Source organism: Bacillus sp. FSL K6-2944, assembly GCF_038005385.1.
GTDB classification, from domain to species: Bacteria; Bacillota; Bacilli; order Bacillales; family Bacillaceae_G; genus Bacillus_A; species Bacillus_A cereus.
In genome coordinates, this window is sequence record NZ_JBBOTE010000003.1 from 120,362 (window position 1) to 135,122 (window position 14,761).

The following is a 14,761-nucleotide window of genomic DNA, read 5'->3' on the forward strand; positions in this document are numbered from 1 at the left end:
TTATATTATAAACGTTTTCAATTAAGGAAATATTAAATTTAACCATATATATGAATATTTTACCTGTTTCCTTCACATTTCTCTATTTTCCTTCCATTTTCGCAAAAAATCAAAATAAAAAAATATAAAAACGAAAAAAAAGAACTAAGGCGTCAGCCTTAGTTCTTTCAAATTATCTCAAAGCACGCTTTGGTAATCTGTCGATATTCTCTAACATAATACCTGTACCAACCGCAACGCAGTGCATTGGGTTTTCAGCAATTAATACTGGTACTTTTAGTTCTTCTGCTAGAAGCATGTCGATACCGTGTAGTAAAGCTCCACCGCCTGTTAGAATAACACCGCGGTCGATGATATCTGCAGATAATTCTGGTGGTGTGCGCTCTAATACACCTTTTGCAGCTTGTACAATAACAGCTGCATTTTCTTTTAATGCTTCTGTAATTTCTTCAGAGCATACTGTAATTGTACGTGGTAAGCCTGTTACCATGTCACGTCCGCGAATTTCAAGCTCTTCGCTACGTGCACCTGGGAATACTGTACCAACTTTAATTTTAATATCTTCTGAAGTACGTTCTCCGATTAATAGCTTATACTTACGTTTAATATAGTTTAAGATCTCCATATCAAACTTATCGCCAGCCATTTTGATAGAGGAAGAGGTAACAATATCACCCATAGATAGTACAGCGATATCTGTTGTACCTCCACCAATATCAACAACCATGTTACCGCTTGGTTGGAAGATTTCCATACCAGCACCAACTGCGGCTACTTTTGGTTCTTCTTCTAAAAATACTGTTTTACCACCTGAACGTTCAGCAGCTTCACGAATTGCTTTTTGTTCTACTGATGTAATATTTGTTGGACAACAAATTAAAATACGAGGTTTTGAAAAGAAGCTCTTTACGTCCAATTTGTTAATGAAATACTTTAACATTGCTTCTGTAATTTCGAAGTCTGCGATTACACCATCTTTAAGTGGACGAATTGCTACAATATTACCCGGTGTACGTCCCACCATACTTCTCGCTTCTTCACCTACTGCTAATACTTTACCACTATTACGATCAATTGCCACAACAGATGGCTCATTTAATACAATACCCTTACCTTTAACATGAATTAATACGTTAGCCGTACCTAGGTCAATTCCGATATCTCGCGCAAACATTCCCGTTTTTTCCTCCTCGATATTCAAAATCAGGTTACACCCGAATTCTTTTCACCTAATTTCTGATTTTATCATAAATTTAACAGAAACGTAATATTCGCAAAAAGAATTCTTCTGAAAAATATTACCGAATGTGAACGGAATGTTTGCTACTGTAACATTATTGACGTACAGGCTTCTCTACATCTTCTTTTCTATACTTTTGCTTTGTTGCTTCTCCACCTCTTAAATGACGAATAGACTTATGATAATCAAGAATTTCTTTCACTTCATTTGCGAGCTCTGGATTAATTTCTGGTAGACGTTCTGTTAAATCTTTATGGACTGTACTTTTTGATACCCCAAATTCCTTTGCAATGACACGCACTGTCTTTCTTGTCTCCACGATATACTTACCAATCTTGATAGTTCTCTCTTTGATGTAATCGTGCACACCACTCGCCTCCCTAATTTGGATGTGAGAAGGGTGAAATGAGCCTCGCTGCATACGACTAAGAAGTAAGTGTGAGTGCTGTTTGTAAGCGTTAAACATTCTTGGATTTATAATGAAATGATTCACGATTTCTCACCTCAAACACTCTCTTTGCTTTGGTTTATACCATTGTATTGCCCGCACTACTGATATATGCTACATGTTCACTATTTTTGCGGACTAAGTTAAGAAAAATTACGTTTTTTTGTGAGAAATACGTTAACAGTGACTATTTTGACGAAAAAAAATGACACCTTATATATAAGGCGTCATTCTTCTCTTTCAAACTCTTCTTCTAATAATTGATGGTGGGGAACCTCTTTCTTACCGGCAATATAATAATATAAGGTGAATAAAACAAACAATAAAATAATAGCAGTCGACAGAACAAATAAAAATGACACAGTATCCCCTCCCTTTTGTAATATATATTCGAGAATCTCGTCATTTTTCCTTGTTTTTGCAACTTTTTTCTCGAAATTGAGTATTTTTATATAAAAATAAAAAAATCAGCTCCCCTAGTGGGAACTGATTTTTTCACTTTCTTATTCTTGTGAAGAAGAATCGTTAGATGATTCTGTAGAACCATTTGTTGATTTTTCTTCTTTCTTCGGTTCTTCTTTTTTGTCACTAGTTGAACCGCTTGTTGATTTCTCTTCTTTTTGAGACTTGTCTTCTGTTTTACTTTCTGGTTTCGTGCTCGTTGACTTCTCTTCTTTTTGAGATTTGTCATCAGCTTTTTTACCAGAAGCATTCGTAGCCTTTGCAGCACCTGCATCAGCTTTAATTTCTGTTACTGATTTATTTAAGTAACGTTCAGGGTTCACAGCCACATTGTCTTTACGTACTTCAAAGTGAACGTGAGAGCCTGCCTCTTTATTCATTGCACTTAGACCGGATGTTCCTAATACTTCACCTTGTGCAACTCTTGCACCTTTTTCTACTTTCACACTGCCTAAGCTTTGATAAGATACCGCTACACCATTTCCACTATCAACTGTTACAACATAACCAAGAAGTGAATCTTTTTCAGCTTTCGTTACTGTACCACTTAAAGCAGCAGCAACATTGAATTCTTTTCCATTCTTCGCAGCAATGTCAATTCCTTTGTTCGGGGAATATGTGTTGTTATAAAAGACAAGTGCTTTTTCTTGTTCCGCCTCAGTTGCTGCATCTTCATAGAATTTCTTCTGTACGACTACTTCCGCATTCGCGGCAGCTGGCATTTTCACTACTTCTGAAGATTTCGTTACTGGTACTGCTGGATCTTCCGATTGTGTATACGGTGTTGCTTGATCGTGGTTTGGAGTCTTCTTCGGATTAGCTCCTTGGAACCATAGCGCAACCATTAAGATTACCGCTGCACAAGCAATGTATAGTGCCGGAAACACCCATCTTTTTTGAAATAAATGTACTACCTTTTGCGACTTTTTATTATTTCTTCCTCGCATTCCATCATCACCTCAGCAATCATTTTGAACAATATTCACGTATCCTATACAACGTATAACTAATTACTTTTCGACAAAATCTGTAAAAATATGTATAAGAACTGTAAAATTTCCGAGGAAATGATAGAAAAAAGAAAAAACTGAGCACTTTTAGCTCAGTTTTTAGTCTAATTGTTTCTTTTTATATACGATTAAACATACAACGAGCGATATAATAAGCCAAACTGCAACATTTAATACATGCCCACTAATACTACTAAATCCCGCCCCACCTACTAAGCTTTTAAGTGCTTTCACAATATGAGATGTTGGAAGATATCCAATCATCGTCTTAATTACTTTATTTTCAACCATTGGCTCAAACTGTACAGCCAAATACATCGTCATTAATATCGGCATTCCAATTATTGATGTTTGTGGTACAGAAGATGCAAGTAATCCGATCATTGTTCCAAGTACGATAAACAAAATAGTTCCGCATAAGAATATCAATCCTACCAATGGAAGATTAATATTTAACTGATCTAAAATGAATAAATTTACAATACAAATGACCATCGTCAGACCCGATGTTAATAAACTCTTTCCAAGTAGAACTTCAACCGAAGATGCCGGTGATAGCATTAATACACGCAATGTATGTTTTTCTTTTTCTTCTGCAATTACCATAGATTGAACAAAGCCTGCGACAAATAGGAAGGCCGTTATAGTAGTAATACCTAACATTTCCTTTCCCACTCCAAATCTGCTAAACAAAAATGAAAGTATAATTGGTAAAAATGCCATTAACAACACTTGTGAATTTGTCTTAAAATCTTGTACTTCTTTTCTAAAAATAGCTGATACACGTCTCATTGAAAATGTCATTATAATCCCCTCCCAGTAACTTCAATAAAAATATCTCCTAGCGTTGGTTCGTGTGAATGAATGGATAGTAATTCTCCTTTGTTCATCCATTCTGAAATACGTTTTGCGCCTAATTCATCTTTTTGCACTACTTCTTTTTGTTTATCTTTTAATACGACCTCTATTTGATCCTTAGCGTATTGCAAGCGCAGGTTCTCTGGCGTATCAAGCGCTACAATTTCTCCGCCACAAAGGAAGGCAATACGGTTACAAAGCGTTTCTGCTTCGTCCATGTTGTGTGTCGTTAAGAAAATCGTTGTTCCTTCTTTATTTAAGTCTTTTAAGATTTTATGAATATTTTGTACGTTTACTGGATCAAGTGCAGATGTTGGTTCGTCTAAGAAGAGGATATCTGGTTTATGAAGGATTGCTCTAGCTAATGTGACGCGTTGTTTCATTCCCTTTGATAATTTTTTTACTGGTGTTTTTTTATCATCTAATAAATTCACTTGTGCTAGTACTTCATCGATTCGTTCTTTTTTGCAATCATATAAGTCACAAAATAATAGTAAGTTATCATAAATGCTAAGTCTTTCATATAAGCCGCTGTTATCTGTTAAAATACCAATTCGTTTATAATCGATGCTACTTGGTCCTGTAATATCTTTCCCTAATACTCTTACCGTTCCAACACTATGAAGCAATTGAGAAGTTAAAATTTTTACTGTTGTCGTCTTACCAGATCCACTCGGTCCGAGGAATCCGAATATCTCTCCTCGCTTCACCTCAATATTTACATTTCGAAGTGCCGTTTTTCCGTCGAAACTTTTCATTACATCTTTCATTTCAATTGCCAATGTCATTTCTTCATCCCCTTTGTTTTTCTTCTTTATAGATGAAAGTCGCTTTAGCGCTTTTCGTTCGTTTGTTTCACTTTTCTTGACTCAATCATATGAAAAACAAAGGGTTTACGCAGTAAAATACCGGTAAAAGGAGTATTTTTACCGGTGAATGGATCGCATGTTAAGCTTATTGGAGCACTTTTTATAGCCCAATCACGCCTTTTAATTCATCCATGCGTCCTTTTGAAAGCGGAATTGAACTTTTTCTTTCGTCATCCAAAATTAAACTAAAACTGTTACGAGTCCAAGTAATCACTTCTCGTACTCTTTGTAAATTCACAAGATACGAGCGATGACATCTAAAGAAACCAAAACCTGTTAATCTTGCTTCTAGTTCACTTAATGTTAATGCACATACGAAATCACCTTCACGAACGTGAATATGCGTTACTCCGTTTTGCGTTTCAATGAAATGGATTTCCATCGGATCAAGTAAAATGATTTTATCGTTCACTTTCGCAGGTATTCTTTCTAACTTCATTTGCGGAATCATTTGAATGACTTTTTCTTCACCGACTTCTTCCACTTCCTCTTGCTCAATTTCTATCTTTTTCACACCATCATTGTTTAATATGTATACATCCTCTGTTAACGAAAGGGCATCCGATAAAAATGATGACGTAATAAAGATTGCCTTTCCTTGCTCTTTCATTTTCATAATTGCTTTTCGAATAATAACCGTACTCTCTATATCTACATTTTGCTCCGGTTCTTCCAAAATAATTAAATCCGGATTATGAATCATTATTCGTCCAATATGAAGACGACGCTTCTCTGAAAATGATAGTTTTTCTATTTTAACGTTTAGCTTATCTAGGAGACCAACAGACTGCACAACTTCTTCTATACTTATCTTTGATTCATAAAGCCCTATTAAAAACTTAAAGTATTCCTTCACCTTCAAACGATCATATGCCTCATCTTTCAAAAAACAAAAACCGATGCGGGAATAATTTTTCTTTCCAATCACTTCTCCTTCAAACAGTACATTGCCAGTCGAAGCTTCTTCTTCACCAATAATAATGCGGTGTAACACTTTAGCTGTATGATTATTGCATTGCAAAACAATACATTGTCCTTTTTCAACCTTTAGCTCAATTTCCGGTAACTGGTTCGTCTTCCCTAACTGTTTCAACTCTAGTAACGCCATTTCATTTCCCCCAAATGCCTTTTTATCCTATTATATCAAACAGTTAATGGAAAATTATGATATTTTAAACAAAAAGAAATAGGTGCCAGAGTTCTGACACCTATTTCTTCACCATCAATTTCCCTTCATAATCATTCATCGTCTTTATTTCAACGCCTTTATAGTAATGAGCGACGATATCTGTATATTTCTTTCCTTCCGCTGCCATGCCGTTCGCCCCGTATTGACTCATACCAACGCCGTGACCGAAACCTTTCGTCGTAACGATGATTTTATCTCCTTGTTGTTTCCACGTAAAATCAGAAGAACGTAAATCTAACTTTTCACGAACTTCTTTTCCAGTTAATGTTTTTCCTTGAAAAGCTACATCCTTTACGCGCTTTCCTTCCGTAAGGTCTTTAATATTGCCAACCTTTCCGTCTGCTAGCACTTTCACACCGAGACGTTTTTGAAAATCAGCTACTGTAAATGTTTGCTCGCTCGTAAACTTTGGAGAGGCTTGATCCCACGGACTATCTACACTTTTCAAGTACGGATAATCATTTCCCCAATAGTCAGCTGCATTTTCTGTTCGACCATTACTCGTTGAAAAGAAGGATGCTGAAATTGGTTTTCCATCATACGTTAAAACTTGTCCTGCTGTTTTCGAAACGGCTTCTTCGATTTTCTTCAAATTATTTTCGTAGTTATTACCCCATTGCTTCTTCAATTCATCTTTGCTTTTGTACACTTGATCTTTCACCGTATCTGTCACGTCCGCATTATTTTTCTTTCCTCCGCTTAGCATACGTTGTACTACAAATGTTCTCGCTGCTAATGCCTGCGCCTTTAGTGCCTCTATTTCAAAACTGGCATTCATCTCAGAAGCTACTACACCTGTCACATACTCCTCCACTGGTAATGTTTCTACCTTCTTCTGTTTTTCGCGATATACAGCAACTTGAACAGCTGTATCTACTTTTCCTGGAGCTGGTATGCTTTCTATCGCTGGAGGAGTTTTAGAGGCCGTTTCTTCCCCTACTTTTGCTTTCGCAAATGGAATAACAAGGGCTGCAGGTACAATGATAACGAGCGCTATTAAGAGCGCTACTGTAATAAAAAGTGGCTTTGAAAATTTCATCCTATTTTCCTCCAATATAAAAGCTTTACTCCATTCATTCTTATGGAACAACTCTTTCTTTTAGAACATACTTAAGGGGAAGAGTATAAAACAGAAATTTTCTAAATATTTTTACTGGTACGTGCATAAGTATAGAATTTATTGACTATAACAGTAATAACCCAAAAAAATAGCCCCTATGTCAAAAGACATAGAGACTATTTTAATTAAGCGTGAAGATCAGAAACTTCTTGTTCTTTCACTTCTTCTACTTTTTCGTTTACACGTTCAATAGTTGCACCTAATGCAGCTAATTTCTTATGGAAGTTTACATAGCCACGGTCAAGATGTTTTAACTCAGTTACACGAGTATAACCTTCTGATACTAAACCAGCTAAGATTAATGCAGCTGCAGCACGTAAGTCAGTTGCTGCTACTTCAGCACCTTGTAAGCTGTTTGGACCGTTCATAATAACAGAACGACCTTCAATTTTAATATCAGCATTCATACGACGGAATTCTTCAACGTGCATAAAGCGGTTTTCGAATACCGTTTCTGTAATCATGCTTGTTCCATCAGCTTGTAGTAATAATGCCATCATTTGTGATTGCATGTCTGTTGGGAAACCTGGGTGAGGCATAGTTTTAATATCAACCGCTTTTAACTTATCTGGGCCGATAACACGTACACCTTCGTTTTCCTCAATAATTTTAACACCCATTTCTTCCATTTTCGCTGTAATTGAGCGTAAATGTTCAGGTACAGCATTTTCAATTAAGATGTCTCCACCAGTAATTGCTGCTGCAACCATGAATGTTCCCGCTTCAATACGGTCAGGAATAATAGAGTGGTTTGCACCATATAATTTATCAACGCCTTCGATACGAATCGTTCCAGTTCCAGCTCCGCGTACTTTCGCTCCCATCGCATTTAAGAAGTTAGCTAAGTCAACGATTTCTGGTTCTTTCGCTGCGTTTTCAAGAATTGTTGTCCCTTTTGCTAATGTAGCTGCAGACATAATGTTTTCTGTCGCGCCTACGCTTGGGAAGTCTAAGTAGATTTTAGCTCCTTTTAGTTCTCCCTCAACATATGCCTCAACAAAACCGTTACCAACCTGTACTTTTGCTCCCATTGCTTCGAAGCCTTTTAAATGTTGGTCAATTGGACGTGAACCAATTGCACATCCACCAGGAAGTGCAATACGAGCACGACCGTTACGTGCTAATAATGGTCCCATTACTTGAACAGATGCACGCATTTTACGTACATATTCAAATGGTGCTTCAATGTTTAGTTCTTTAGAAGAATCGATTGTTACTTGATTATTTTCAAATACGACTTCAGCATTTAAATGACGTAATACCTCATTAATTGTGTATACATCAGACAAAACTGGTACTTCAGATAGTACATTCTTTCCATCACTCGCTAATAGGGCTGCAGCGATTATAGGTAATACAGCATTTTTTGCGCCCTCAACACGCACTGTGCCGTTTAACCGCTTTCCGCCACGGACGATGATCTTTTCCAAATTATTCCCCTCCGTGTCCTTTTTTCAGTATCTATTCACTCAATACTCAGAAGTTATGATCGGTGTGCCAACCACAATTGTATCTTTGTTGTCTGTAGAACGTATTGCTATTTGCACATTTATTTTCTCTCTATTTGTTGAAAGAGCGTCATCCCACTTTTTATTGTATGCGGAGACTGACACAAATGCTCTTTCTTCTACTTGTTCGATCGCTCTTGCTGAAAGATCTTTCAAAACCTGATTGGTTTTATTTTGCAAAACACCTTCAATCTTATCATTCAGTACACCTTGAACACAAGTGTAAATTATAGGTTTTTCACTAAAAATTTTATTCATGTTTCGAACATACTTCGGGTCCCATTTCGCCCCACTTACTTCAAAGATAATGAAAGTGTTTTCTTTAGTATTTTCTTTACTCCAAGTTACTACTACTCGTTCTTCATAAGAAGAAAGCTTTTTATAGGATGTAGCTTTATATCCATCTGGAGATTGCTCTACTTCCCACTTTTGAATATTTGCCTTTTCCTTCACATCGTTTAACAACTTTTGAAACGTATGTATGTTAGAAATTGTTTTTGTTTCTCTCGCTAACCATGACCATTTTTCTACTTTAGCATCATTTTTCTCTAAAGCCTTGATCATGCTCTCCATTTTCTGTTCATCGCTTATCGGTTTCATCTCTCTATATCCAACCAAAAATAAAACAACACTAAGTGCAACAATAAGAATGGCTTTAAGCTTCAATTTCATCCCCTCCTATCCCCATTGTTAACGGAGATTTGAGGTTCTATACACTTACTTTACTAAATACGTTAAACTCTTCGAATAGCCTAAATAATCAAGGAAAAAGTTACTTACAGATGTCCCAATTGCAATTGTAATTAAGATGAGTAATACTCTCGTCTGCAGCACTTTTCCGGACTTCATTAAACGCTCAATGTGAATGCCTTGTAAGGCCCACCACGTAATGGTAATAAACAATAAATGCGAAACAATGGCAATCAGTGCTTGTTGCCCTAAAAGTTGTGCCAAAAAATCGACCCCTTTTTACTCAGCTACTACTTATGAAAGAATATAAAAACGATACCATAATAAGTAGGAGCTACACTTTTTCAAATGCACATAGACATCTTACATTTTACATCGTGATTTTCTTTCCAAAAATGTATATCTACATTACAAGTTAACACAAAATAAAAAGCGCAGAGTACTGACTCCACACCTTTTATTTTCACTATTGTACCACGTTCCCTAAGAAGAAGAAATCTTTCATTAATGGAAAATATTCATAAAAGAAATTGTACCCAATCATCGGCATAATCCCTAGTATTACAATCGAAATTGCACAAAGACTCATAACAACCTTTATATTTAACGGTAACCGTATTCTCTCTTCTGTCTCTCCGGTGCGGAAAAACATTTGTTGTAAAATACGGAAATAATATACGAATGAAACAACTGTCGTACCCATCATAATCGAAGCTAGTACGTAATGTGCTGGCTCTACATGAAGTGCGCCTAAAAAGATATTAATCTTTCCAATGAAGCCAGCCGTTCCTGGTATCCCAGCCAACGATAAAATAAAAATTGTCATCATTATCGCTGTAAATGGCGACCTTTTATATAAACCTGTGAAAATTGTTATATTTTCCTCATTATTTTGTAAGATTAAGCCATGGATGATAGCAAATGCCCCTATATTCATAAGCATGTATGCCAGCATATAAAACCATATGCTATCCATCGTAAATGGTGATAATGCCACAAGTGGAACGAGTAAATATCCTGCATGAGCAATGCCCGAATAAGCAAATAAACGCTTTATATTGTATTGTTTTAATGCGACTACATTCCCAACAATCATCGTAATACTTGCTAGCACTGCAATATATATACTCATATGCCCATATAAAGATTGCATATCTCCTTGTATTAATACACTTGCAAAGATCATAAGGAACAAACGAATAATGAGTAGGAACCCAGCAATTTTAGAAATCGTTCCAAGAAAAGCAGTAACAGGTGTAGTCGCTCCTTCATACACATCAGGTGCCCACATATGAAACGGCACTGTGGCAATTTTAAATGAGAGACCAACTAGCAATAAAAGAAATGCGAGAGCTAACAATAACTGAATACCACTAGCGAGCTCCCCAGTGAGTACCTTTTGCATATCTACAATGTTAGTTGAACCTGTAATACCGTATAAATAACTCATTCCGAAGAGCGTAATCGCCGTTCCAATTCCTCCGCTAATGACATATTTCATTGCCGCTTCATTTGATGCACGGCTCTTTTTTCGTATTCCTACTAAAATATAAGAAGAAAGTGAAAGTAACTCCAAACCAACGAAAAGGGTAATAAAATCAACACTAGAAGCCATGAACATCGCACCAAGAAGCGCCATTAAAAATAAATAATAATATTCGCCCTTATCTTCGATTGGATTCTTCTTATCATCGCTCATCGCGGTGCATAAAATGAGAGCTGAGGCACCTAATAGCAACGTTTTAAACCCTTTTGAAAATCCATCTAACACAAACGATCCATTTAAAATATCTCCTGCCGGTTCGCTATATAGAGTAATTAATGACACGATTGCTAATACGATGGCAGCAATCGCACCAAGAGCTACATATCTATGGTTCAGCTTAAAAAACAAATCACATATGGAAAGGAGGATGGCGGCGCCGAGAATAATAAATTCTGGCACCATTAGATGCCACGATAAGCTAAGTAACGTATTCATATCCATCCTACTTCACCCCCAATGTTTTCAATGTATTTTGAAGCGGATCTCCTAGTATCTCTGGCATAACTCCAATTGCAATAATACAAAAGATAAGTAGTAAAACAGGGACATACTCCCATCCGTGTATATCAGATTTTGCTTCCCACTCTTTCTTTCCAAATGTCACTTGAAGTGTCGCCCTTAATACATACACAGCGGTTAAAATGATGCCAATCACACCGACTGCAGCAATGACGGGCTCTCCTTGAAATAAACCGAGAAAGGCAAGAAATTCACTAACAAACCCAGACATCCCTGGTAATCCGAGCGATGCCATTCCTCCTGCTAAGAAGAAGCCGCTAAGTACTGGGACACTTTTTGCGAGTCCACCAAGCGCTGTAATGTCTGATGTTCCGAAACGTTGTTCTATAACACCGAGTAAGAAAAACAGCAAGGCTGCAATTAAACCGTGCGATACAACCTGGAATAACGCTCCTTGTGTACCAGGTGCATTAAGTGACGCAAGTCCCATTAACACAATTCCCATATGCGAAATACTAGAGTAGGCCAGTACTTTCCTAAAGTCTGTTTGGATGAGCGCTAAAAAGGCACCGTATAATAAATTAATTACGCCTAATATCGCAATTAGTGTTGCAACATCGTGAAAATATTCCGGGAATAGCCCTTTCCCGAAGCGAATAATACCGTACGCTCCAATCTTCAGCAAAACACCCGCATGAAGCATAACTACAGCTGGATGCGCTTCTATGTGTACATTGACCATCCAGCGGTGCAACGGAAAAACAGGTAGTTTAATTGCAAAAGCAATCATTATGGCAATAAATACACTAAGCTGCAAACTACTTGGGATGACGAGTGCTCCCTCTGCGTTTACGCTTCTTAATATCTCTTTCAGCTCCACAATATTTGTTGTACCTGTTTTCGCGAACAAAATTGAGAAAATAATGAGCAAAATAGCTGAGCCAATACCGTTATATATTAAATAACTATACGCAGCCTTTTCACTCGACAATTTTCCCCACTTTCCAATTAATAAGAACATTGGTGGCAACGTAATTTCAAAGAAGATAAAAAACAACATTAAGTTTTGAGCAGCAAAGACACCGAGTATTCCTATTTCTAGCATGAGTAACAGCATATAAAATGCTTTTAAATTTCTTTTAATAGAAAAGGCTGCAATTGCTGCAAGCGTTGCTAGAAGAGCCGTCAGTACCATCATGACAAGCGACAAACCATCAATACCGAGCTCGTAATAAATAGAAAACCACCTTTTATCTACCGCTGTAAAATCGCCGAACTTAATCCATTTCATCTTTTCATCGAATAGTGACAAATTCTTTCCAGAAGCATATGTACAAGCGAGGACGATAGCGATTCCAAATGGCAGTGCCGTCCCAAATAAGCCAAGCGCTCGCACTGTACGCAATTCCTTTTTCGGTGTTAATACAAGCAATAAAATTCCTAAAAGCGGGGAAAAAATGAAGAACGTTAACAACAAATCATTCATCGTAAATCCCCTCCCGTATAGAGCAAAATAATGACGAGTACAGCGAGCGAAACCGCCGTTACAGTACCGTACACTTGTACATTCCCGTTTTGAAGTTTCGATCCAAGGTTACTTGTGCCTTTCACTACACTTGCAATTAAAACTGCAATTCCTTCGACTACATACACTTCAAATAAGCGAAGCACATGAGCGATTCCTTTCGTAATAGGGATCACCGTCATGTTATATAGTTCATCCACATAATATTTTTCTTTCAAAAGATTATAAAGCGATGTTTCCGTACCCCCAGCCCAATTCCTAGAAATTGATTTCTTGCTATATATGAAATATGCAAGAGCGATTCCCGCAAATGAAACGAGTGTCGCAACAATCATAATCCAAACTGGTCCATGCGCTTCTTCAACCTTAAACCCTACATCTTTCGTCAACCAATCTCCGAGAAACGTCCCAAACCATGGTGTATTTATATATCCTACCACTACTGCGAGAACGCCGAGAACAATCATTGGATACGTCATAACGCGAGGCGATTCATGCACTTCTTCCTTCGTCTTCGTTTCTCCAGTAAAGACAAGAAAATATAGGCGGAACATATAGAACGCTGTTAAAAACGCCGCAATTACCGCTAAAGTAAATAAAACGTAATTGCCATTCATCCACGTCGCCGCTAAAATTTCATCTTTGCTGAAAAAACCGGAAAGCAGCGGAACACCGCTAATGGCAAGGGTACCTATTAAAAATAGCGTACCAGTTACTTTCATCTTCTTCTGTAAACCGCCCATTTTATTAATGTTTTGCGTATGCACAGCATGAATTACACTTCCTGCCGCCAAAAATAGTAGTGCTTTAAAAAAAGCATGTGTCGTTAAATGAAATATACCAGCTACATAACCGGCAGAACCTAACGCGAGCATCATATACCCGAGCTGGCTAACTGTAGAATAAGCAAGCACCCTCTTTATATCTGTTTGCACAAGACCGATAGAGGCCGCAAAGATTGCAGTGAAAGCTCCAACGATTGCCACTGTCTGCATCGCCACTGTACTTGCTGAAAATAGAGGGAACATCGTCGCTACTAAATATACGCCAGCTGCGACCATCGTCGCCGCGTGAATAAGTGCCGAAACGGGCGTTGGCCCCTCCATTGCATCTGGCAACCACGTATGAAGCGGGAACTGACCTGATTTCCCCATCGCCCCGATAAAAATTAATATCGCTGTTATTGTAATCATGTAAGGAGGTAGATCCCCTGTATAAATCGCCCTAAATATTGCGTCATATTCAAAACTACCTGCGTACCAAAAAATTAAAATCATCCCGATAAATAAACCAACATCCCCAATACGGGTCATAATAAAAGCCTTTTTTGCAGCAGCCTTCGCTTCTTCTTTAAAGAAATAAAAACCGATAAGTAAAAATGAGCCAAGGCCAACTAATTCCCAAAATATATAAAGTTGTAATAAATTCGTTGATATAACAAGCCCTAACATCGCAAATGTAAAGAGTCCTAAATATGCGTAAAAGGTTGGTAATCGTTCATCACCTTTCATATAACCTTTCGAATACACATGTACAAGTAGACTCACAAGCGTCACGATAAATAACATTAAAGCTCCTAATGCAGTCACTTCAAAGCCGAATGATATATCCACATCTCCAGCTCTAAGCCACACCCACTTATGCTTCACGCTTGCTTCTGAAAACCTTTCTATTAACACAAGTACCGCAAGTATAAAGGAGAGAAAGACGAAAAAAATACTAAGTACGCTGCTTCCTTCTCTAATTTTCTTCCCGAATATAATAAGTAACAAAAACGAAACGAGTGGGAAAAGCGGTATGAGCCATGCATAATCGATCATTGTTTCCTTCCCCCTTT

At 37.5% G+C, this 14,761-nt stretch carries 14 protein-coding genes; all 14 read right to left on the bottom strand.

The genetic code is table 11. The features are described 5' to 3' along the window. Window positions 1–172: 172 nt before the first annotated feature. On the bottom strand, window positions 173–1,174 hold the full coding sequence (locus MHH55_RS27120) for a rod shape-determining protein (RefSeq protein WP_000457978.1): 1,002 nt from the start codon (window positions 1,172–1,174) through the stop codon (window positions 173–175). A 160-nt stretch (window positions 1,175–1,334) separates the two neighbouring features. Further along, on the bottom strand, window positions 1,335–1,607 hold the full coding sequence (spoIIID, locus tag MHH55_RS27125; protein WP_000544012.1) for a sporulation transcriptional regulator SpoIIID: 273 nt from the start codon (window positions 1,605–1,607) through the stop codon (window positions 1,335–1,337). A gap of 308 nt (window positions 1,608–1,915) precedes the next feature. After that, a complete protein-coding gene (locus MHH55_RS27130; RefSeq protein WP_000008901.1) occupies window positions 1,916–2,050 on the bottom strand; it encodes a hypothetical protein in 135 nt (44 codons plus the stop codon). Between the two features lie 141 nt (window positions 2,051–2,191). Further along, window positions 2,192–3,097 (bottom strand): M23 family metallopeptidase, encoded by a 906-nt coding sequence (locus MHH55_RS27135; protein WP_001214926.1) that lies wholly within the window; start codon window positions 3,095–3,097, stop codon window positions 2,192–2,194. 162 nt (window positions 3,098–3,259) lie between these two features. Then, window positions 3,260–3,964, bottom strand: coding sequence for an ABC transporter permease (locus tag MHH55_RS27140; RefSeq protein ID WP_048655556.1), 705 nt, complete (start codon window positions 3,962–3,964; stop codon window positions 3,260–3,262). Then, entirely contained in the window at window positions 3,964–4,806 is an 843-nt protein-coding gene (locus MHH55_RS27145; RefSeq protein ID WP_078186263.1) for an ABC transporter ATP-binding protein, read from the bottom strand. The genes MHH55_RS27140 and MHH55_RS27145 overlap by 1 nt, the downstream gene beginning before the upstream one ends. 181 nt (window positions 4,807–4,987) lie before the next feature. Beyond that, window positions 4,988–5,995: a LytTR family transcriptional regulator DNA-binding domain-containing protein gene (locus MHH55_RS27150; protein WP_071740228.1), complete on the bottom strand. Its 1,008-nt coding sequence runs from the start codon at window positions 5,993–5,995 to the stop codon at window positions 4,988–4,990. 100 nt (window positions 5,996–6,095) lie between these two features. Next, window positions 6,096–7,115, bottom strand: a complete 1,020-nt coding sequence (gene spoIID, locus MHH55_RS27155; protein WP_000672663.1) for a stage II sporulation protein D — start codon at window positions 7,113–7,115, stop codon at window positions 6,096–6,098. A gap of 206 nt (window positions 7,116–7,321) precedes the next feature. After that, entirely contained in the window at window positions 7,322–8,626 is a 1,305-nt protein-coding gene (gene murA, locus MHH55_RS27160) for a UDP-N-acetylglucosamine 1-carboxyvinyltransferase (RefSeq protein ID WP_000411274.1), read from the bottom strand. A gap of 39 nt (window positions 8,627–8,665) precedes the next feature. After that, window positions 8,666–9,370, bottom strand: a complete 705-nt coding sequence (locus MHH55_RS27165; RefSeq protein ID WP_000767917.1) for a YwmB family TATA-box binding protein — start codon at window positions 9,368–9,370, stop codon at window positions 8,666–8,668. Window positions 9,371–9,421: 51 nt separating this feature from the next. Then, window positions 9,422–9,658, bottom strand: coding sequence for a DUF1146 family protein (locus MHH55_RS27170; RefSeq protein ID WP_000057889.1), 237 nt, complete (start codon window positions 9,656–9,658; stop codon window positions 9,422–9,424). A 202-nt stretch (window positions 9,659–9,860) separates the two neighbouring features. Continuing rightward, a complete protein-coding gene (gene nuoN / locus MHH55_RS27175; RefSeq protein ID WP_340881992.1) occupies window positions 9,861–11,375 on the bottom strand; it encodes an NADH-quinone oxidoreductase subunit NuoN in 1,515 nt (504 codons plus the stop codon). A 7-nt stretch (window positions 11,376–11,382) separates the two neighbouring features. After that, on the bottom strand, window positions 11,383–12,885 hold the full coding sequence (locus tag MHH55_RS27180; RefSeq protein ID WP_078186265.1) for an NADH-quinone oxidoreductase subunit M: 1,503 nt from the start codon (window positions 12,883–12,885) through the stop codon (window positions 11,383–11,385). Next, window positions 12,882–14,744 carry an NADH-quinone oxidoreductase subunit L gene (gene nuoL, locus MHH55_RS27185; RefSeq protein ID WP_078186266.1) on the bottom strand — a complete coding sequence of 621 codons (1,863 nt, stop codon included), beginning with the start codon at window positions 14,742–14,744 and terminating at the stop codon, window positions 12,882–12,884. Before nuoL ends, MHH55_RS27180 begins: the two co-directional genes overlap by 4 nt. Between the last annotated feature and the right edge of the window lie 17 nt (window positions 14,745–14,761).